This window comes from Rhizobium sp. BK196, from assembly GCF_014193255.1.
Lineage (GTDB): Bacteria > Pseudomonadota > Alphaproteobacteria > Rhizobiales > Rhizobiaceae > Rhizobium.
In genome coordinates this window covers 1,121,376-1,142,537 of record NZ_JACHZB010000001.1, presented here as the reverse complement: position 1 = coordinate 1,142,537, position 21,162 = coordinate 1,121,376, and the positions used below count along the sequence as shown (strand labels likewise).

General features: G+C 60.3%; 20 protein-coding genes. 17 read left to right on the top strand and 3 right to left on the bottom strand.

Going from position 1 to position 21,162, the window contains the following annotated elements; translation table 11 throughout:
- Positions 1 to 151: 151 nt before the first annotated feature.
- The 16 genes from urtA (at position 152) to ureG (ending at position 14,003) form a co-directional block, all read left to right on the top strand.
- The gene (urtA, locus tag FHT78_RS05935) at positions 152 to 1,444 is read left to right on the top strand and encodes an urea ABC transporter substrate-binding protein (protein WP_183741539.1); all 1,293 of its coding nucleotides are present in this window, start codon (positions 152 to 154) and stop codon (positions 1,442 to 1,444) included.
- A gap of 110 nt (positions 1,445 to 1,554) precedes the next feature.
- Positions 1,555 to 3,174 (top strand): urea ABC transporter permease subunit UrtB, encoded by a 1,620-nt coding sequence (urtB, locus tag FHT78_RS05930; RefSeq protein WP_183741537.1) that lies wholly within the window; start codon positions 1,555 to 1,557, stop codon positions 3,172 to 3,174.
- Positions 3,171 to 4,334, top strand: coding sequence for an urea ABC transporter permease subunit UrtC (urtC, locus tag FHT78_RS05925; RefSeq protein ID WP_183741535.1), 1,164 nt, complete (start codon positions 3,171 to 3,173; stop codon positions 4,332 to 4,334). Before urtB ends, urtC begins: the two co-directional genes overlap by 4 nt.
- Positions 4,335 to 4,338: 4 nt before the next feature.
- Positions 4,339 to 5,094 carry an urea ABC transporter ATP-binding protein UrtD gene (gene urtD, locus FHT78_RS05920; RefSeq protein ID WP_183741533.1) on the top strand — a complete coding sequence of 252 codons (756 nt, stop codon included), beginning with the start codon at positions 4,339 to 4,341 and terminating at the stop codon, positions 5,092 to 5,094.
- A gap of 1 nt (position 5,095) precedes the next feature.
- Positions 5,096 to 5,791 carry an urea ABC transporter ATP-binding subunit UrtE gene (gene urtE / locus FHT78_RS05915; RefSeq protein ID WP_183741530.1) on the top strand — a complete coding sequence of 232 codons (696 nt, stop codon included), beginning with the start codon at positions 5,096 to 5,098 and terminating at the stop codon, positions 5,789 to 5,791.
- A 176-nt stretch (positions 5,792 to 5,967) separates the two neighbouring features.
- A complete protein-coding gene (locus tag FHT78_RS05910) occupies positions 5,968 to 6,792 on the top strand; it encodes an urease accessory protein UreD (RefSeq protein ID WP_183741528.1) in 825 nt (274 codons plus the stop codon).
- A gap of 20 nt (positions 6,793 to 6,812) precedes the next feature.
- On the top strand, positions 6,813 to 7,115 hold the full coding sequence (locus FHT78_RS05905; RefSeq protein WP_007816043.1) for an urease subunit gamma: 303 nt from the start codon (positions 6,813 to 6,815) through the stop codon (positions 7,113 to 7,115).
- Positions 7,116 to 7,125: 10 nt separating this feature from the next.
- A complete protein-coding gene (locus FHT78_RS05900) occupies positions 7,126 to 7,377 on the top strand; it encodes a DUF1272 domain-containing protein (protein WP_183741526.1) in 252 nt (83 codons plus the stop codon).
- Between the two features lie 10 nt (positions 7,378 to 7,387).
- Positions 7,388 to 7,693, top strand: coding sequence for an urease subunit beta (locus tag FHT78_RS05895; RefSeq protein WP_183741525.1), 306 nt, complete (start codon positions 7,388 to 7,390; stop codon positions 7,691 to 7,693).
- Positions 7,694 to 7,720: 27 nt separating this feature from the next.
- On the top strand, positions 7,721 to 8,131 hold the full coding sequence (locus tag FHT78_RS05890) for a lysozyme inhibitor LprI family protein (RefSeq protein WP_183741524.1): 411 nt from the start codon (positions 7,721 to 7,723) through the stop codon (positions 8,129 to 8,131).
- A 16-nt stretch (positions 8,132 to 8,147) separates the two neighbouring features.
- Entirely contained in the window at positions 8,148 to 8,771 is a 624-nt protein-coding gene (locus FHT78_RS05885; RefSeq protein WP_183741868.1) for a Urease operon accessory protein, read from the top strand.
- A 3-nt stretch (positions 8,772 to 8,774) separates the two neighbouring features.
- Positions 8,775 to 10,487 (top strand): urease subunit alpha, encoded by a 1,713-nt coding sequence (ureC, locus tag FHT78_RS05880; protein WP_183741523.1) that lies wholly within the window; start codon positions 8,775 to 8,777, stop codon positions 10,485 to 10,487.
- Between the two features lie 641 nt (positions 10,488 to 11,128).
- Complete coding sequence (locus FHT78_RS05875; RefSeq protein ID WP_183741522.1) at positions 11,129 to 11,992, top strand: GGDEF domain-containing protein; 864 nt, start codon at positions 11,129 to 11,131, stop codon at positions 11,990 to 11,992.
- 85 nt (positions 11,993 to 12,077) lie between these two features.
- Positions 12,078 to 12,626, top strand: a complete 549-nt coding sequence (ureE, locus tag FHT78_RS05870; protein WP_183741521.1) for an urease accessory protein UreE — start codon at positions 12,078 to 12,080, stop codon at positions 12,624 to 12,626.
- 6 nt (positions 12,627 to 12,632) lie between these two features.
- Positions 12,633 to 13,304 (top strand): urease accessory protein UreF, encoded by a 672-nt coding sequence (locus FHT78_RS05865; protein ID WP_183741520.1) that lies wholly within the window; start codon positions 12,633 to 12,635, stop codon positions 13,302 to 13,304.
- Between the two features lie 87 nt (positions 13,305 to 13,391).
- Positions 13,392 to 14,003 (top strand): urease accessory protein UreG, encoded by a 612-nt coding sequence (ureG, locus tag FHT78_RS05860; RefSeq protein WP_183741518.1) that lies wholly within the window; start codon positions 13,392 to 13,394, stop codon positions 14,001 to 14,003.
- Positions 14,004 to 14,095: 92 nt separating this feature from the next.
- Here ureG and FHT78_RS05855 read toward each other — a convergent pair whose 3' ends face one another.
- Positions 14,096 to 14,782: a Crp/Fnr family transcriptional regulator gene (locus FHT78_RS05855; protein ID WP_183741516.1), complete on the bottom strand. Its 687-nt coding sequence runs from the start codon at positions 14,780 to 14,782 to the stop codon at positions 14,096 to 14,098.
- Positions 14,783 to 15,248: 466 nt separating this feature from the next.
- Between FHT78_RS05855 and FHT78_RS05850 the strand changes: the two genes are divergently transcribed.
- A complete protein-coding gene (locus tag FHT78_RS05850) occupies positions 15,249 to 16,310 on the top strand; it encodes a LacI family DNA-binding transcriptional regulator (RefSeq protein WP_183741514.1) in 1,062 nt (353 codons plus the stop codon).
- A gap of 57 nt (positions 16,311 to 16,367) precedes the next feature.
- On the opposite strand, the gene FHT78_RS05845 is transcribed toward FHT78_RS05850, so the two are convergent.
- Positions 16,368 to 19,688 (bottom strand): efflux RND transporter permease subunit, encoded by a 3,321-nt coding sequence (locus tag FHT78_RS05845; RefSeq protein ID WP_183741512.1) that lies wholly within the window; start codon positions 19,686 to 19,688, stop codon positions 16,368 to 16,370.
- A gap of 12 nt (positions 19,689 to 19,700) precedes the next feature.
- Entirely contained in the window at positions 19,701 to 20,927 is a 1,227-nt protein-coding gene (locus FHT78_RS05840; protein ID WP_183741510.1) for an efflux RND transporter periplasmic adaptor subunit, read from the bottom strand.
- Positions 20,928 to 21,162 lie beyond the last annotated feature (235 nt).

The window sequence follows — 21,162 nt, the reverse complement described above, 5'->3', positions numbered from 1 at the left end:
GCCCTTCCTCGTCCCTACATGCGCGTTTGCCCCTGCCGCCTACGTCATTTTGCGTATGTGTTTTCGCGCTGCAGCACCCGATAGTCCCCTCGGCAACAGTTAATTTCCGTTTCCGGCCTGTTGCGGAACAAGAAGAGGGGAGTTCAACCAGATGAATCTCAGATCCACTATCACGGGCGCTGCGCTTGGTGCCGTCATGGCCGCATCGGCCGCCTTCCACGGAGCGCTTGCCGCCGACGACACGATCAAGGTCGGCGTTCTGCATTCGCTTTCGGGCACGATGGCGATTTCCGAAACGACGCTGAAAGACGCCATGCTGATGCTCATCGACGAGCAGAACAAGAAGGGCGGTCTCCTCGGCAAGAAGCTCGAAGCCGTCGTCGTCGACCCGGCGTCCGACTGGCCGCTCTTTGCGGAAAAGGCACGCGAGCTGATCGAAAAGGACAAGGTTGCGGCGGTTTTCGGTTGCTGGACCTCGTCGTCGCGCAAGTCGGTTCTGCCGGTTTTCGAAGAGCTGAATTCGCTGCTCTTCTACCCGGTTCAGTACGAGGGTGAAGAATCGTCGCGCAATATCTTCTACACGGGTGCTGCCCCGAACCAGCAGGCGATCCCGGCCGTCGATTACCTGATGAAGAATGAAGGCGTGAAGCGGTTCGTGCTCGAAGGTACCGACTATGTCTATCCGCGCACGACCAACAAGATCCTGGAAGCCTATCTCGAATCCAAGGGCATTCCGAAGGAAGACATCCTGATCAACTATACACCGTTCGGCTTCTCCGACTGGCAGACGGAAGTCTCCAAGATTAAGGAATTCGGCTCGGCCGGCAAGAAGACCGCCGTCGTCTCCACGATTAACGGTGACGCCAACGTTCCCTTCTACAAGGAGCTCGGCAACCAGGGCATCAAGGCAACCGACATCCCGGTCGTGGCCTTCTCGGTTGGCGAAGAAGAACTTGCCGGTCTCGATACCAAGCCGCTCGTCGGCCATCTCGCCGCCTGGAACTACTTTGAATCGGTCGATACGCCGATCAACAAGAAGTTCATCAAGGAATGGCATGCCTACACCAAGAACGACAAGCGCGTGACCAACGACCCGATGGAAGCTGCGTATATCGGTTTCAATGCCTGGGTTAAGGCTGTTCAGGCCGCCGGCACGACCGACACGGATGCGGTTCTCGACCACATCATCGGCGTCTCCGTTCCAAACCTTTCCGGTGGCACGGCGACCGTCATGCCGAACCACCACATCACCAAGCCGGTGCTGATCGGTGAAATTCAGGCCGACGGCCAGTTCGAAATCGTTCAGCAGACTCCTGCGGTCGTCGGCGACGAATGGTCCGACTTCCTGCCGGACTCCAAGGATCTGATCTCCGATTGGCGCAAGCCGATGAACTGCGGCAACTTCAACGTTGCCACCGGCAAGTGCGGCGGCAAGGGTTCCTGAGTTAGCCGATCCGACACGAGCCTCAAGACTTCCGTCCGGATTTCAATCCGGGCGGAAGCTCCGTCCCCAGCGGTATTGCCGAGAGGCCAACGATTTAGGCGGGAAAGCCGATGTATCGCGCCATCAAGATCTTTCTTTTAACCCTTTGCCTAACGCTTACCGGCGTGACGGCAGGCCTGAAGGCCCAGGACGATATCCACGCTCTCGTCGATGCGCTCGGTATCGGCGGTTTTCCGGAGCGTGAAGCGGCCATCAGGGCGCTCGTTGCTTCCAAGGATGCGCATGTCAGCCAGATATTGCAGCAGCTGAGCGATGGTCTTCTCTACGCCAATTCCGACGCGGGAGGGCCCGTCCTCGTTCAGGGCGGCACGGATGACGAGCCGACCTATTCCGACCCGATCACCGGCGAGGCTGTCGCGGATATCGATCCCGACATGATGTCGAAGGTGAAGATCAATAATTCGCTGCGCACGCTCATCGGTACGATGACGAGCCAAATGACGCTCCTGAGCCCCGATCGCGCCGCCCGCCTTGCGGCTGCCCAGGGGCTTTTGAAGGATGCCGATCCGGCCAATCTCGACCTCTTGAATTCCGCTTTGGCCGACGAAAAGGATGCCGATATCAAGAGCACGATGGAAGCGGCCCGCGCGGTCATGGTGCTGAAGAGCGAAATGAGCGCCGATGAGAAGAGGGCTGCCATCGATACGGTTGCTGCCCGTGGCGGCCGCGATGCGCTGACCATTCTGACCACGGCGCTGGCAACGGCGCCCGATGATCTCAAGCCTGCCATTCAGGCGCATATTTCCACCATCAACCGCAGCCTGGCTCTCTGGAATATTGTCCAGAACGTCTGGTACGGACTGTCTCTCGGCTCGGTGCTGCTGCTTGCGGCCATCGGCCTTGCCATCACCTTCGGCGTCATGGGCGTCATCAACATGGCGCATGGCGAAATGGTGATGATCGGCGCCTACACGACCTATGTCGTGCAGGAATACATCACTGCGAACTTTCCCGGCATGGCCGATTATTCGCTGGCCTTCGCCGTGCCTGCCGCCTTCGTGTTTACCGGTTTCGTTGGCCTCATCATCGAACGCATCGTCATCCGCTACCTTTATGGCCGGCCGCTGGAGACGCTGCTGGCCACCTGGGGCGTATCGCTGATCCTGCAGCAGGCGGTGCGCACGGTCTTCGGCCCGACCAACCGCGAAGTGCGCAATCCGAGCTGGATGTCGGGCGCTTTCGAGTTCGGTGGCCTGTCGATCACCTGGAACCGTCTCTGGATCATCGTCTTCTCTATGGCCGTCTTCGTGACACTGTTGATGCTCCTGAAACGCTCCGCCTTCGGCCTGCAGATGCGTGCCGTTACCCAGAACCGGCGCATGGCGTCATCCATGGGTATCCGCACCGGCTGGGTCGATGCCTTCACCTTCGCGCTCGGCTCCGGCATTGCCGGCATGGCGGGCGTGGCGCTCTCGCAGATCGATAACGTCTCGCCGAATCTCGGCCAGAGCTACATCATCGACAGTTTCATGGTCGTGGTCTTCGGCGGTGTCGGCAATCTCTGGGGCACGCTGGTCGGCGCACTGTCGCTCGGTGTCGTCAACAAGTTCATCGAGCCCTTTGCAGGAGCGGTGCTTGGCAAGATCCTGGTGCTCGTTCTCATCATTCTCTTCATCCAGAAGCGTCCGCGCGGGCTCTTCGCACTCAAAGGAAGGGCGGTGGAAGCATGATTACGGCCTTCCTTCTCCGGTCTCTCGATCGCCGGATCTCCCTTGCCATCGCCATCCTGCTGGTGGTCGCGGTTCTGGTGCCGGTGCTCAATCTGGCGACGTCGGCGGACAATCCGTTGCATGTGCCGACCTACATCATGGCACTGTTCGGTAAGTACCTGACCTATGCGCTCTTGGCGCTGGCGCTCGATCTCGTCTGGGGCTTCTGCGGCATTCTCTCGCTCGGCCACGGCGCCTTCTTCGCGCTCGGCGGTTATGCGATGGGCATGTATCTGATGCGTCAGATCGGCCCGCGGGGCGTCTATGGCGATCCTATCCTGCCGGACTTCATGGTCTTCCTGAACTGGAAGGAGCTGCCGTGGTTCTGGCACGGCTTCGACCAGTTCTGGTTTGCGGCACTCATGGTGCTGCTGGTGCCCGGCCTGCTGGCATTCATCTTCGGCTGGTTTGCCTTCCGCTCACGCGTCAACGGCGTTTATCTGTCGATCATCACGCAGGCCATGACCTACGCGCTGCTGCTCGCCTTCTTCCGCAACGACATGGGTTTCGGCGGCAATAACGGCATGACCGATTTCAAGGATATTCTCGGCTTCAACGTGCAGGCCGATGGCACGCGTGCGACGCTCTTTGCGGCGACGGCGATCTTCCTGGCACTTTCGCTGATGATCGCCTCGGCGATCGTGCGCTCGAAATTCGGCAAGGTACTGGTCGGCGTGCGCGACGCGGAAAGCCGCACGCGCTTCCTCGGCTACCGCGTCGAGCATTTCAAGCTCTTCACCTTTGTCATTTCGGCGATGATGGCGGGCATCGCCGGCGCGCTCTATGTGCCGCAGGTCGGCATCATCAATCCCGGCGAATTCGCGCCGGCGAACTCGATCGAAGTCGTCATCTGGACGGCCGTCGGCGGGCGCGCGACGCTGATCGGGCCGATCATTGGCGCGATCCTCGTCAATGGCGGCAAGACGATCTTCACCGGCCTCTTTCCCGATTACTGGCTGTTTGCGCTGGGCGGTCTTTTCGTACTCGTCACGCTGTTCCTGCCGAAGGGCATTGTCGGCACGATCGCCCAGTATCTCGGCAAGCGGAAGACGGCCTCGAACGGCGTGACGCCGGTCGCCGCGGAAGAGGGCGTCGACGCAAAAATCCAGGCTGCGGAGTAGACCCATGATCCCCGACGTCAAACCCAACAGCGTGCTCTATCTCAATGGTGTCTCGGTCTCCTTCGACGGGTTCAAGGCGCTGAACTCACTCTCCATCGTCATCGAACCCGGCGAACTCCGGGCGATCATCGGCCCGAACGGCGCCGGCAAGACGACGATGATGGATATCATCACCGGTAAGACCAGGCCCGATGAGGGCGAGGTCTTCTTCAACGGCACGGTTGATCTCACCAAGAAGGACGAGGCCGACATCGCTCAACTTGGCATCGGCCGAAAGTTCCAGAAGCCGACGGTCTTCGAAAGCCATACGGTCTGGGACAATCTGGAACTGGCGCTCAACCGCCGGCGCACGGTGTTTTCGACGCTCTTCTATCGCCTTTCCGGTGAGGACAGGGATCGTATCGATGAGATCCTTGAGACGGTGCGGCTGACGCACCGGCGCGATGAGCTCGCGGCCAACCTGTCGCACGGCCAGAAGCAGTGGCTGGAAATCGGCATGCTGCTGGCGCAGGAGCCGAAGCTGCTGCTCGTCGACGAACCGGTGGCAGGCATGACCGATGCGGAAACGGCGGAGACGGCGATCCTGCTCAAGGATATAGCCAGGACCCGGTCCGTCGTCGTTGTCGAGCACGACATGGGTTTCATCCGAGATCTCGGCGTGAAGGTGACATGCCTTGCGGAAGGCTCGGTGCTGGCAGAAGGATCCATCGATTTCGTCAGCAACGATCCGAAGGTGATCGAGAACTATCTGGGGCGCTAAGATGCTGACAGTCGAAAACGCAAATCTTCATTATGGCGCAGCCCAGGCGCTGCGTGGCATCTCGATCAAGGCCGAGATGGGCAAGATCACCTGCGTGCTGGGGCGTAACGGCGTGGGGAAGAGTTCTCTTCTGCGCGCCGTTACCGGCCAGCATCCGCTGTCTGCCGGTACGATCACCTTCAACGATACCAAGCTGAACGGCTTGCCGCCCTTTGCCCGCGCCAAACAAGGCATCGGTTATGTGCCGCAGGGGCGTGAAATCTTCCCGTTGCTCACTGTCAAGGAAAACCTCGAGACCGGTTTTGCTCCGCTTGGTCGTCGCGACCGCAACATCCCCGACGATATCTTCAGCCTCTTCCCGGTGCTGAAGTCGATGTTGTCCCGTCGCGGCGGCGATCTCTCGGGCGGGCAGCAACAGCAGCTGGCGATCGGCCGCGCCATGGTCACGCGGCCGAAGATCCTGGTGCTCGACGAGCCGACCGAGGGCATCCAGCCCTCCATCATTAAGGATATCGGCCGGGCAATCCGTTATCTCCGCGATTCCACCGGCATGGCGATCCTGCTCGTCGAGCAATATCTCGATTTCTGCCGCGAGCTTGCCGATTATGTCTACATCATGGACCGCGGAGAGATCGTTCACGAGGGTCTTGCCGAGACGCTGGATACGCCGGAAGCGCGCCGCCATCTGACCGTATGACCCCTCTGGCGATCGCGCTGGCAGATGCCGCATTTTGCGGCAGATGCCTTCCGCGCCATCCGTGTGGCCCGTTAGGGCACGGGCACTCGGAAAGCGGCACGGGACTTGCTTTGTTGCAGTCAACAGACACATTCAACGCAAGTTGCCAGACAGGATGGCTTCTGCACGGGGGTGGCATGACAGGCGTGGCAGCGGGTATCACGAGACCGCAGAGAGCAGAAGGACGCGGGCATCTTGCTGCCAAGGTGCAGGGCGGGCGTACGCGGATTCAGGAGCTTTATCAGGAAGGTGCGGCGAAGATCCGCCTGCCGGATACGTTCGATGCCTCGATGGAAGCCGTCATCATCAATACGGCCGGCGGATTGACTGGCGGCGACCGGATGAACTGGAGCGTGTCAGCGGGAGCGGGTACGCGCATCGACGTGACGACGCAAGCCTGCGAGAAGATCTACAGGGCATCGGCCGGAACGGCAGATGTGACGACGCAGATCGCGGTGGGACCAGGCGCCCGCGTCGACTGGCTGCCGCAGGAGACCATTCTTTTCGATCGTGCCTCGCTGTTTCGTCGCCTGGATGTCGATCTCGACGACAGCGCGGAGTTCCTCGCTGTCGAAGCCATCCTGCTCGGGCGTACGGCAATGGGTGAGACGATGGAGACGGGCCTGTTTCGCGATCGCTGGCGCATCCGCCGCTCGGGCCAGCTTGTTCATGCCGAGGAACTGCGCCTTTCCGATGCGGTGGCGCTGCTTGCGGCAGAGCAGGCGGTGCTCGGCGGGCAGGTGGCTTTCGCGACGGTGCTTTATGCCGGACCGATGTCGGAAGCCTATCTCGCCAAAGTGCGACCGCTGGTGGACGGGCATATGGGTGGAGCAAGCGCCTGGAGCGATAAAATCGTCGTGCGCCTTGCTGCAGCCGATGGCTTTGCTCTCAGAAAAATCCTCATCCCGGTCATTTCCGCCTTGCGCAATGGAGCGCCTGTGCCGAAAGTCTGGAATCTATGAGTTCAACAAGCGGATAGACGATGAACCTCACTCCGAGAGAAAAAGACAAGCTGTTGATTTCCATGGCCGCCATGGTGGCCCGCCGGCGGCTGGAGCGCGGCGTCAAGCTGAACTATCCGGAGGCGATCGCCCTCATTAGCGATTTCGTCGTCGAAGGCGCCCGTGACGGCCGCCCGGTCGCCGAACTGATGGAAGCTGGCGCCCATGTGATCAGCCGCGACCAGGTGATGGAAGGCATTGCCGAGATGATCCATGACGTGCAGGTCGAGGCGACATTCCCCGACGGCACGAAGCTTGTGACCGTGCACGAACCAATCCGCTGAGGCGCGCGCCATGCTGGACCTGCGACCCAATTGCGAATGCTGCGACAAGGATCTGCCGCCTGACAGCGCGGAAGCGATGATCTGTACCTTCGAATGCACGTTCTGTGCGGCTTGTGTCGACAATGTGCTGAAGGGCGAGTGCCCCAATTGCGGCGGCAATTTTGCCGCCCGACCGATCCGGCCCGCATCGAAGCTTGAGAAATATCCGGCTTCGACGAAGCGTGTTCTGAAGGCCGAGGGCTGCGCGCCCGAGGCGGCTTAAGGAGAGATACATGATCCCTGGCGAAATCATTGCCGCTGATGGCGAGATCGAGCTCAATGCCGGCGCACCGACCGTGACGCTCGACGTTTCCAATACTGGTGACCGCCCTGTGCAGGTGGGCAGCCACTATCATTTTGCCGAAACCAATGCCGGCCTGTCCTTCGATCGTGACAAGGCTCGCGGCATGCGCCTCGACATTCCCTCGGGCACGGCCGTCCGTTTCGAGCCGGGCCAGACCCGCTCGGTGACGCTCATACCGCTCTCCGGCAAGCGCGAAGTCTATGGCTTCCGCCAGCTCGTCATGGGCCGGCTCTAATTAAAAGAAAATGACGGGAGGAAATTCATGCGCTTGAAGATCGGGCTCATCGGTGGGGCATTTGTGCTGCTTGCCGCCTGTGCCGCCCATGCCGAGGATGTGGACTGCGACAATGCTCAGACACAGTCCGACATGACGAGCTGCGCGCAGGCGCGCTATGAGGAGGCCGACAAGGCGCTCAATGCCCAGTACAAGCAGACACGCGCAGCAATGGTGGCGATGGACAAGGATCTCGATGGTGACATGAAGGGTGCCGAACAGGCGCTTCTCAAGGCACAGCGCGCCTGGATCAGTTATCGCGACGCTCACTGTGAGAATTACGGCTTTCAGGCACGCGGCGGCACGATGGAGCCGATGCTGGTGGCGGGCTGTCTTGCTGACCTGACGGACCTCAGGACCAAGGAGCTCAAAGAACTCGCCAATGGAATGGGCCAGTAAGGTGGGCAGGACGATCATGATCGTGGGCAACGGCGAAGTGGGAGAAGGAGGGGCTGAGATCATCGATGCCGCAGACCTCGTCATCCGCTTCAACGAATGCCGCTCCTATGGTGCCGGCGGCACGCGCACTGATGTGGTTGCCGTATGCAATACCGGCCGGCCCGCCAAGGCCATGCTCGGCTCCGAAAGCTGGCGCATCCATCCCGGTGTTGTCGAAGCCTCGGAAATCTGGAGTGTGCGTGATCCCGAAAAATTCGCGGCGATGCGGGCACCTCTTGCGGCTTCGCATCCGGAGCTCGATGATTTCTGCGACGATTACACCAGCCAATTCAACGCTTTCTGTGCTGAAGCCGGCAAGGTGCATCGGATCGTTGACAAACAGGTTCACGAAGCCGTCGATCAGGCGCTGTCTGCCTTCTCGCCGGCGCCTTACGTCGTGCCGAGCAGCGGCATGATCGTGATCGGCGAAGTGCTCGACAGATTTCCCAACGACGAGGTGACGCTCGCAGGTTTCGGCCATGTGGGCTGGGAATGGCATCCCTTCGCCGCCGAAAAGCAGCTCGTCGACTCCTATATTGCGGCCGGCCGTCTCAGGCGGTTTGCCGGAAAACCATTCGTCTCTTCCTCCCAAGGAGCCTGATAGATGCCCCACAAGATCTCTCGCAAGGCATACGCCGGCATGTTCGGTCCGACCACCGGCGACAAGGTCCGCCTTGCCGATACGGAGCTTTTTATCGAGATCGAAAAGGATTTTACCACCTATGGCGAAGAGGTGAAGTTCGGCGGCGGGAAAGTCATCCGTGACGGCATGGGCCAGAGCCAGGTGACGCGGGCGGATGGCGCGGTCGATACCGTCATCACCAATGCCGTCATCATCGACCATTCCGGCATCTACAAGGCTGATATCGGCCTGAAGGACGGTCGTATCGCGGCGATCGGCAAGGCCGGCAATCCGGACACACAGCCCGGTGTCAACATCATAGTCGGTCCGGGTACGGAAGCGATTGCCGGTGAAGGCAAGATCATCACGGCCGGCGGCATGGATAGCCACATCCATTTCATCGCTCCGCAGCAGATCGAAGAAGCGCTGATGAGCGGGCTCACCTGTATGCTAGGCGGCGGCACCGGGCCTGCGCACGGCACACTGGCGACCACCTGTACCCCAGGTCCGTGGCATATCGCGCGCATGATCGAGGCTGCCGATGCCTTCCCGATGAACCTTGCTTTCGCCGGCAAGGGCAATGCGTCGCTGCCGGGCGCATTGCAGGAAATGGTGCTTGCCGGTGCGACCTCGCTTAAGCTGCACGAGGATTGGGGCACGACGCCCGGCGCCATCGACTGCTGCCTGTCGGTTGCAGACGAATATGACGTACAGGTGATGATCCATACCGATACGCTGAACGAAAGCGGCTTCGTGGAAGATACGATCGGCGCGATCAAGGGCCGTACCATCCATGCCTTCCATACGGAGGGTGCGGGTGGCGGTCACGCACCCGACATCATCAAGATCTGCGGTCAACCGAACGTCATTCCGTCATCCACCAACCCGACGCGGCCCTATACGGTCAACACGATTGCCGAGCATTTGGACATGCTGATGGTGTGCCATCACCTGTCGCCGTCGATCCCTGAGGATATCGCCTTTGCTGAAAGCCGTATCCGAAAGGAGACGATCGCTGCGGAAGACATCCTGCACGATATCGGAGCGTTCTCGATCATCTCCTCGGACAGTCAGGCCATGGGCCGTGTCGGTGAGGTGCTGATCCGCACCTGGCAAACCGCAGACAAGATGAAGCGCCAGCGCGGCCGTCTGAAAGAAGAAAAGGGCGACAACGACAATTTCCGTGTCCGCCGTTACGTCGCCAAATACACGATCAATCCGGCGATTGCGCACGGGCTGTCGCACGAGATCGGCTCCATCGAAATCGGCAAGCGCGCCGATCTCGTCCTATGGAACCCGGCCTTTTTCGGCGTGAAGCCGGATATGGTGCTGCTCGGCGGCTCCATTGCCGCGGCACCCATGGGCGATCCAAATGCCTCGATCCCGACGCCTCAACCGGTGCATTACCGGCCGATGTTTGCGTCCTTCGGCAAGAGCCTGACGAACTCTTCGGTCACCTTCGTTTCGCAGGCTTCGCTCGATGCCGGCCTCAAGGGCCGTCTCGGTGTTGCCAAGGATCTCGTTGCAGTGAAGAACACTCGCGGCGGCATCTCCAAGGCGTCGATGGTCCACAACGACCTCACCCCCGACATCGAGGTTGATCCGGAAACCTACGAAGTACGGGCGAATGGGGAGTTGCTGACCTGCGAACCGGCAACGGTGCTGCCGATGGCGCAGCGATATTTCCTGTTCTGAGACCATTCGTTCAGGGGTGGTCTGAAGTGGCAGCGCGATGGCTGATACGGCTGATTGCGCTGCTTTTGCTACTGGCGGCACGGTCATTCCGAGGCGGCTGCTCGTCGCAGCCTTTTGGCTGCAACATACGGACTGCACATGGACTACGGCGGCGTCCGGATAGGCGGCTCGCGAACAGGTTCATGGAACCCGTTGCCGCAGACGCTCGTGCTTTCGCCTATCCTCCATAATTGAAGTATAGAGATATTCTGCAATCTTGGCACCGTTGATCCCGTAGCGTTATTTCCCGTTTTAACGCTTGTCTTTTAGACGCGCTGCTCACCACCGTTGCCCTTAAAGCGAAATCCGAACGTCGCTCTCCAGATGGTTGTAAAAACCTGTAGGTGAACTGTGGTTTTTCAGCCATAGCCCATTCTGAAACACGCGCCTGGAAATCCGCATTAAATATATTTCAAATCAACTAGTTAGGTGTATTTCCCATGGCGGGCGTGCCTGTGCCGAAAAGTTGCACCTCCTGCTAGAAAAAATAGATCGGCCGAATCCTCTGAAATCGCTCGGATTTTAGTAATTGAATTAAGACCTCCGCAGCAACTGCAACCCTATCAATGCCTTGGAAACGCTGTGCAGGAAGGCCGATTCTCATGGAAAACTGGATATCGCTTCAGGCTGAACTGGGCAGTTTCGAGCATCGCAAGACCGTTTATACTTTTGCGCTGAAGATGAGTTTTTTGGCAGTTATTCTGTCCGGCTTCATCATCGGGGTGACGCTGCCTCCGCTCAACTTCATGGGGGTGCTGCCGATCACACTCGGGCACGCCATGACCTTTGCCATCATCCTCTCCTGGCTGATCGGCGGAATGGTGTCCGGCGTGCTGTCGCTCGTTGCTGGCTTCGCCATTCACGACCTGACCGTCTCCCGTGCCAAATTCGAAAAGCTCAGCCGCACTGATACATTGTCAGGACTCCTGAACCGGCGCGCTTTCACCGACGCCCTGGAAAGGGTGGACGGCGATGCCTGCCTCGCCATTTTCGACGTAGACCGTTTCAAGGCTATCAACGATCGTTTCGGCCATGGCTGCGGTGATGCCGTGATTACTGCCGTCTCAGCCATGCTTTCCGCGGCTTTCGACGGCGCGTCGGTCGTGGCGCGGCTCGGCGGTGAGGAGTTTGGTGTCGTCGTTCAGGGCGGGACGCCGGAGGAGCGCGTGGCACGCATCGAAGGGGTGAGAGCACAGATTGCTGCGCGGCCGATTCCGGCGGATGGGCATGCCGTCACCATCACGATATCAGGCGGCATTGCCGATCTTCATGAGGGACGGGACAAGGAGGCAGTCTATGCCTCCGCCGACAAGGCGCTCTATCTCGCCAAGGCGCTCGGCCGCAATCGTGTCGTCCATGAGCGGGAAGGGCTGAACCACGCTTGGCACGGGCTGGTGGAAAACGGCCTCGGGGTGCAGGGTGTTGCGCCTGAGGAGGCAGGCCTGCTGCAGGCATCTGGAATCTAGGCCAGTTCGTCACGAAACGTGCATTGGTGCTTGCATCCTGAAGGGCTATTTTGCATGGTCTAGGCCCCAGTTTAACGGATATGTCATGCAGCGCGTCACATCTTATCTGCCCGCCGGCACCCCTTCCGCCCATCCGACCGCACAGGTCAAGCTGCCGCACGATCTGCGGCACCTGCGCCGCAAGCTCCTGCATTTGGAGAATGGCGAGATGGTGATGCTCGATCTCAAGGAGCCGGTGCTTTTTGCCAATGGCGATATGCTGGTGCGCGAGGATGGCGAGCTGATCGAAATCCTCGCCGCCGACGAGAAGCTGTTTGAAGTGCGCGGCCGCGACCGCGTGCATCTGACCGAACTCGCCTGGCACCTCGGCAACCGCCATCTCGCGGCGCAGATCGAGGAGGATCGCATCCTGATCCTGCGCGATCACGTTATCTGCACCATGCTGCAGGGGCTGGGTGCGATGGTGCTTGATATCAACGAACCCTTCCAGCCGGCCCGCGGCGCCTATCATTCTCATGGCGGACATTCGCACGGTCATGACCATCATGATCACGACCACGAGCACCATGACCATGGGCACGATCATCACGACCATGACCATGAGCATGGTCACCATCATCACAAACACGACTGATGCGTGATGGCTGAGGATCGTGAGCTGCAGGCTCTGCTGCGCCTGACGGCATGGCTTTCGCCGGCCTTTCCGATCGGTTCCTTTGCCTATTCCGGCGGCCTGGAGCGGGCGGTAGCGGATGGACTCGTCGGCGACGCGGAGATGTTGCGGCGCTGGCTGGAGACGCTGACCGGCAGCGGTTCGGTCTGGAACGATGCGGTGCTTCTTGCCGAAAGCCATCGTGGTCATGGCAATGGGGATCGCCTTGCGGGGCTTGCCGAACTGGCTGCAGCCCTTGCGGGGTCGCGCGAGCGGCATCAGGAAACGCTGCTGCTCGGAGAAGCTTTTCTCACGGCTGCGCAAGCCTGGCCGGACGACGTGTTCGGTCGGTTACCGAAGAAAACAGCCTATCCGGTTGCCGTTGGCGCGATAACGGGCGCGCATGGCATTCAGCTGGAAAAGGCGCTTGTCGCCTTTCTGCACGCCTATCTCTCTCAAGCCGTTTCCGCCGGTATCCGGCTCGGCGTTGCGGGGCAGAAGGACGGCGTTGGCATCCTTGCCGGACTGGAGGAGCACGTGATCGATATTGCCGCGCGTGCAGCTCGCTCCGATCTTGACGATTTGGGTTCGGCGACGGTCCAGGCCGATATCGCCGGGCTTCGCCACGAGACGCAGCAGACGCGGCTGTTCCGCTCGTGATGTGAAATTACCCGCGCAGCTGCGTCATTTGACGGTGGCGGGAAAGCAGCGCTTCGCTATCATCCGACTTCGATTGGAGTAAGACATATGAAATCAAGAAACGGACCCCTGCGCGTCGGTATCGGCGGCCCGGTCGGCTCTGGCAAGACGGCGCTGACCGAAAAGCTCTGCAAGGCGATGCGTGACGACTATTCCGTCGCTGTCGTAACCAATGACATCTACACGACCGAAGATGCTGAGGCGCTGGTGCGCATGCAGGCGCTGCCGTCCGAGCGCATCGTCGGCGTCGAGACCGGCGGCTGCCCGCATACTGCCATCCGTGAAGATGCGACGATCAACCTGCAGGCCATCGCAGGTCTCAACGAGCGCATTCCCGATCTCGACGTCGTTTTCATCGAATCCGGCGGTGACAATCTGGCGGCGACCTTTTCGCCTGACCTTGCCGACATCACCATCTATGTGATCTCCGTCTGCCAGGGTGAGGAAATTCCGCGCAAGGGTGGTCCGGGCATTACAAGGTCGGATCTTCTCGTGATCAATAAGAAGGATCTGGCGCCTTATGTCGGGGCCGACCTCGAAGTGATGGACCGGGATGCGACACGCATGCGCGCAACGCGCCCTTTCGTCTTTTCCGACATGAAGTGCGGTGACGGCATCAATTCGATCGTCGACTTCCTGCGGGTGCAAGGCGGTCTATAGAGCAGCTCCGGTTTTTCGAATAACGGGAGATGCTCTATCTCCCTGTTCCCATGCAATTCCGGACGCAAAACCGCTGTGCACTTTGCTGGAGCCTAGATACGCTTCAGGATGTTGACGTCGCTGACGGCGATGAAGCGGCCGCGAACGGTCACACCTGCTGATTTGAGCGTCGAAAAGGCGCGCGAGAGCGCCTCGGGTGCGAGCCCCAGCTTTCGGGCGAGCAGGTTCTTCGGGAAGGGCAGCCGCAGCGAAGCAGTTGCTACGCCGTCCTCCACGCAATGAGAGAGAATGTAATGCGCCACACGCTGTGGAGCGGTCTGCATGCGATCGTTGGCCAGGCATTCCAGCGTGGCCAGCAGATGCAGCGAGAGGCTGTGCATAATGGCGGTGCCGATCTGCGGGTGTTCCGCCAAGAGAGCGCGCACCTTACCAATATGGAAGCGGGCGAGCACCGTGTTGTCCATCGACTGAGCTCCGTAGCGATAGGTGCCGCCAGCCTGAATGAGGCATTCAGCAAAACTGTCGCCCGGTTCGCAGATCCGGATATCTGCCTCCCTGCCTTCGCCGTTGAGGCGAAAGAGCCGCACGTAACCCTCCAATACGCTATAGAAATAAACGCCAGGTTCGCCTTCCTGGAAGAGAATGTCGTGCGAAGCGGAGGAGATCACGGTAGAGCAGGCGCGTAACGCTTCTGCTTCAGCGCCATTCAGCTCTGCAAAAATTCCAGCCCTCGAGAGCAGCGTCCGCTCGCGACTGTTCGGCATCAGCATTCTGTTCATGTTCCGGCCCTCCGGCAGCGGTTCATGCCGCCAATCTCCCTGACGATGCCAGAATAGGGGAAGTAAAGCGCGGCGGAATTGATTTTGATCAAACGCTGCCGTTACATGTACTTATCGAGGCCTGCGGTCGGTCGGTATAGTAAAGGACCAGGCGTCCGGGCGTTTGCCGTTTCCCATCAAGCGGCGCGTGAAAGGAAGCAAGACAAACAGGTGCTTGCCCCGTTCCCTTTCTTCAGCGAGGTGGTTGTCGCGCGGGTTACCCCACCGGTCCTCGTAAAGGTCCTTGAATAGCGAACTGATCGGGATCATCGCCTCATTCTCCATTATTTGAATCGATTCAAAAGCTCGATAGAGTTATTGAACCGATTCAATCCTCGCTCTCGTCCTCGACTTTGTCAAGTTTATTTTGAACCGATACAATCCTTTGCTACTCTGTGCATTAAATCCGCACTCGTAAGGAGCAGCTTTGGGTAAAGGGCATGTAAGGTTGGCCGATGTCGCCAAGGCGGCAGGCGTATCGCAGGGCACGGCATCGAATGTTTTCAGCCGTCCTGACGTGGTCCGAGAGGAAGTGCGCGAGCGGGTGCTCAACGTCGCCCGCGAGCTCGGTTACGGTGGGCCTGATGTGAAGGGCAGGCTGCTGAGGGCAGGGCGGGTGAACGCGATCGGCGTCGCCGCCGTGGAACCGCTCACCTATTTTTTTGACGATCCCTGGGCGCGTTCGCTGATGACGGCGATCGGCGAGGTCTGTGACGCCAGCGGCACCGGCATTGCCGTCGTATCGGCGATGAACGAGGAGAGGCTTGCCTGGAACATCAACAGCGCGCTCGTCGACGGCTTCATTCTGCTTTGCGTGGAAGGCGGAGAAAGGCTCGTGGAACTCACCCGTCAACGCCAGCTGCCGTTCATCGCGCTGGCTCTCGGCATTGAGGACGAGACCATTCCGGCGATCGGCATCGACAATGTCGCTGGCGGAGCTGCGGCCGCGCGGCATCTGCTGGAACTCGGGCACCGTGACATTGCGATCCTGTCGATCGGCGATGTCGATGGTCTTGTCGGCCTGGTGGCGCCCGAGCGTGTCGATCCTGAAATGGAAGCCACCCCGCGTGACCGCATGCATGGCTATTGGCAGGCGCTGGCGGAATTCGGCATCCCCCGCGAGGCCGTTCCGATCCAGGGGACATTGCATGACAGGCCGAGCACGCTGACGGCGATGGAGGCGCTGTTCTCCACCGATAATCCGCCGACGGCGATTCTGGCCATGTCGGATAACGTCGCGCTGTTTGCCATGCAGTGGCTGGCGGAGAGGGGGCTGAAGGTACCCGAGGACGTTTCCATCATCGGCTTTGACGGCGTGCCAGAAGCTGCAGCCTCGTTGCCGCGTCTCACCACCGTCGCGCAGCCCTTTGCGGAAATTGCGCGGCGGTCGGTAACGGCAATCCTGGAAAATGCGCTGCCGAAAAATCACGAGGCGCTCGATCTCGAACTCGTCGTGAGAGACAGCACTGCGGCCCCAAGGCCGCAGTGAGCGTGGACAACAAAAAGGCCGGATCGGCGCCCGGCCTTTTGTCAGATGGTCCCGGCCTTATTCTGCCGCGAATGGCGGCAGGCGCAGCACGTTGGTGTCATTGCCGGTCTTGCGCTTGCTTGCCGGCTTCTCGATCGCGTTCAGGCGCTCCTCGAGAGCCTCGATGGCGTTCTGGCTCGTTTTGAGTTCGCGGGTAATTTCCTCACGCGACATGGCCAGTTCCTCCTCGTCCTTCTTGCCGACGAGGCGGCCGAACAGCCAGCCGAGCAGGCGGGAAAGATCGTCCATGATGAGGAAGAAGGAGGGGACGACGACGAGCGAGAGCACTGTCGAGACGATGATGCCGCCAATCACCGCGATAGCCATTGGCGCACGGAACGAGCCGCCTTCGCCGACGCCGAGCGCGGAAGGCAACATGCCCGCCGACATGGCGATCGAGGTCATGATGATCGGCCGGGCGCGCTTGCGGCCGGCTTCGACCATGGCGTCGACGCGAGCCATGCCGCGATGGCGCATCTCGATCGCGAAATCGACGAGCAGGATAGCGTTCTTGGTGACAATACCCATCAGCATCAGGATGCCGATCATGACGGGCATCGACAGCGGGTTGCTGGTGAGGATCAGGCCGGCCGCCACGCCGCCGATGGCGAGCGGCAGCGAGAACAGGATGGTGAAGGGCTGGATCACATCCTTGAAGAGGAGGATCAGCACGGTCAGCACCAGCAGGAGACCCATCAACATGGCGTTGACGAAACTCTGCTGCATTTCGGTCTGAACCTTGGTGTCGCCGCTTTCGGCAAGATGCACCGTGGCCGGGATATTGGCGTCATTGACGATCTGGCGGAAGCGGGCCGAGGCGGTGTCGAGTGCTACGCCCTGCGGCAGGTCCGAGCCGATCGAAACGACGCGGTAACGGTTGTTACGCTTGATCGAGCTTACGCCTTCCGAATAATCGATGTTGGCGACGGTTGCGAGCGGAACGGTACCGCCGCTGGCAGTCTGGATCTTCAATGCGCGGATGGCTGCAAGATCGCGGCGCATGTCGACCGCCGCCTGTACCCGGATCGGGATCTGGCGATCGTCGAGCGAGATCTTGGCAAGGGCCGCGTCGACATCGCCGATGGTGGCGACGCGGATCGTCTCGGAGATCTGCTGCGGCGTGATACCGAGGCGGGCGGCCTCGTCCTTGCGCGGGTAGACTTGCAGTTCCGGACGGGGCAAGGCGCCATCGGCGCTGACATTGGCGAGCAGCGGATCGGCGCGGAGCTTCGATTCCAGAATGCCGATGGCGTCGTTCAGATCCTTCTCGTTCTTGGAAAGGAAATTGAAGGAGAGGTCGCGTTCGCCGCGGTCATTCAGTTTCAGGATGTGGACGTCCGGAATGTCGCGCAGCTTTGCGAAGACTTCCTTCTCGATATCCCATTGCGGACGTTCACGGCCGTGGACTTCCACCTTCGGCAGCATCGGACCGATGACCGGAATATGACCCAGCACATCGTTGACCACCTTCTTGACCAGCGATTGGTCGAGCTTGTGGAGCGCCAGCGTGATGGTCGCACGCCGCAGTTCGAGATCGCCCTTCGGCGATGCGCCGCCGAGGACGAAGACGCTTTCGACGCCGTTGATGTCTTTGACCCTGTCATAGATCGCTTTCGTCGTCTTCTCGGTATCGTCGAGCCGCGCATTCGGCGGCAGTTCGACCGAGAGAACGATGCGCGAGGCATCTTCCGGCGGCAGGAAACTGCCCGGAACCTTCATCAGCAGGAAAACTGAACCAACCAGGAAGCCAATCGCCGCAAGCAGTGTCAGATATCGTGAATACTTATGCCCGGTCGTACTGCGTATCAGGCGCGTATAACCCTTCATCAGCAAGCCATCATTATCGTGATGGTCTTCCATGCCGTCTTCGGCGCGCATGAGATAAGCGGCCATCATCGGGGTGATGAGGCGCGCGACCAGCAGTGAGAAGAAGACGGAAAAAGCAACGGTCAGGCCGAACTGAATGAAGTACTGGCCCGGGATGCCCGGCATGAAGGAAACCGGCACGAAGACGGCGATGATGGTGAAGGTGGTGGCGATGACGGCGAGGCCGATTTCGTCCGCCGCATCGATCGCCGCTCTATAGGGCGTCTTGCCCATCTTGATGTGGCGGGCGATGTTCTCGATTTCAACGATCGCATCGTCGACCAGAATACCTGTCGCGAGCGTCAGGGCGAGGAAGCTGACCAGGTTCAGAGAGAAGCCCATTAGATCCATGACCCAGAAGGTCGGGATCGCGGAGAGCGGCAAGGCGATGGCCGAAATCAGGGTCGCGCGCCAGTTCCGGAGGAACAGGAGGACCACGATGACGGCGAGCAGGGCGCCTTCGAGCAGAGTATGGATGGCGGCTTCATAGTTGCCGTAGGTGAAATAGACCGAATCGTCGATCATCTCGATCTTCACGTTCGGGTTTTCGCTTCGCACCTTGTCGAGGCTCTGCGCGACGGTTTCGGCGACGCTGACTTCGCTGGCGCCTTTCGAGCGGAAGACGCCGAAGGTGACGACCGGTGTGTCGTCGAAGCGCGAGAAGGATTTCGGCTCCTCGTACGTATCCTTGATGACGCCGAGATCGGACAGCTTGACGAAGCGGCCGTTGGGCAGGGCAATCGTCGTATCGGCGAGTTCAGCGACGTTGCGGGCGTCTCCGAGAACGCGGATCGCCTGTTCGCTGCCGGCCACCTGGCCGCGGCCGGAGCCGAGGTCGATGTTGGTACCACGCAGCTGCTGGTTCACGCTTGCGGCGGTAATGCCGTAGGCGTCGAGCTTGCCGGGCGTAAGTTCGATGCGCACTTCGCGCTCTGCGCCGCCGTACCGGTCGACGCGGCCGATGCCGGCCTGACCCTGCAGTGCACGCTTGATCGTGTCATCCACGAACCAGGAGAGTTCTTCCAGCGACATGTCGGGCGAGGAAACGGCGAAGGTCTGGATCGCCTGACCCTCGACGTCGACCTTGGTAACAATCGGCGTTTCGGCTGTTGCGGGCAGATCGCTGCGAATGCGGTCGATCGCGTCCTTGACGTCCTGTACGGCCTGTTCCGTCGGCACTTCCATCCGGAACATGACGTTGGTCTGCGAGCTGCCGTCGGTCACAGTCGACTGGATTTCGTCGATGCCGGTAATGGAGGCGATCGCGTCTTCGATCTCCTTCGTCACCTGCATTTCGAGTTCGGCCGGGGAAGCGCCGCTCTGCGTCACGCTGATCGAAACGAGCGGCACGTCAATATTCGGGAAGCGGGTGATCGGCAGTTTATTGAAGGACTGCATGCCGATGAATATCAGCAGGCAGAAGGCCAGGAGCGGCGCGATCGGGTTTCGGATGGACCAGGCTGAAAAATTCATCGGATGGTCTCTTTAGTTGGAAGCCGGAGGCTGTTCACGCACCGGCGTGATGTGGTCGCCATCACGGACATAGGCGCCCGCCTTGGCCACGACCTCGTCGCCGCTCTTCAATCCATCGACGATCTCGACATAGGCACCGTCCTGGATACCGGTCTGGATCTTGGCGAATTTTACGACACCGTCCTCGACCCTGCGGGCCGAGGAGCCTTCAATGCCGGTGAGCACGGCGGTCAGGGGAAGCGACACGCCCTCCGTCTCGCGGACGATGATCTCGGCGCTCCCATACATGCCTGAACGTGCCTTGCTGTCGTCGTCGATGGAGATATGGACCAGGCCGAGGCGAGTGACCGGGTCTACAGTCGGCGAAACCAGGCGGACGGCGCCGGAAAGTTTTTCCCGGCTGCCAGAAAGCGAAATCGTCGCCTTCTGGCCGGCCATCACCTTGACGATGTCGCTTTCGGCGACTTCGGCGACAAGCTCGATATCGCCGTCGCGGATGAGCGTGAACAGCGGATCGCCGGTGCCGGCGGCAATGGCGCCGACCTTGGCGTTCTTTGCCGAAATCGTGCCGGCGACCGGCGTCTTCACGTCGGTTCGCGCGAGTTTCAGATCCGCATCGGCAATCTGGCTGTCGAAGACCTTGAGATCGGCTTCGGCGACCTCGATCGCCTGTTCGGCGGAAACGACGCGGGCGTTAGCAGCGGCAGCAGTCGCATCGGCCTGCTCGACCTGGGCAGTCGAAACCGTACCCTTCTTACCCATTTCCTGGGCGCGGGCTTGCTGCTGCCGTGCCTGTTCGGCATTGGCCTGCGCTTCGATGAGCTGGGCGCGCAGCTGGGCGAGGGTTGCCTCGCCCTTGGCTTTCGTCGCCATCATCTGGCTCTTTTCAAGGACCAGCGCGTCATCGTTCAGCGTGGCAAGCGTGCTTTCCGCTTGAACTTTGTCGCCGACATCGGCTTTCAACGTGCGGATCGAAAGGCCTTCGACCTGGGGCTGGATATAGACTTCCTCGACGGGCTTGACCGTTCCCGTGCCGATGACACGGTCGACGAGGGTGCGGTTCTCCGCCTTAGTGACGACGATCGCCGGCAGGTTCTGCAGGGCCTGCGGCTGAGAAGTCTGGGATTCCTGGGCAAATACAGCCGAGGCCGCAAAAGTGGCGACAAAAAGGGCCGAGACCGCAAAAGCGGCGACAGGGAAAGTGGAGGCGCGTAGTAATGCTTGCGGCTTCAGGGCCATGCGTCTTCGTCCAATCTCTTGACAGGATCGGCCGGACTCGCGCGTCGTCATGCAACTCGCGAACCGGGCAAATGCCGTCTTCTAATCTCAGAGGTATTTACCCGCATGCCATTTGCCGGAGCTTATCGTCCCATCCGGCAAATCCGGCTAGTACGTGGTATCGATTTGCTCCATGCGCAAGCCCGGCAGAAAATAATTCCCCGTGAGATAATATTAATTACCATTGCGGCGCTCA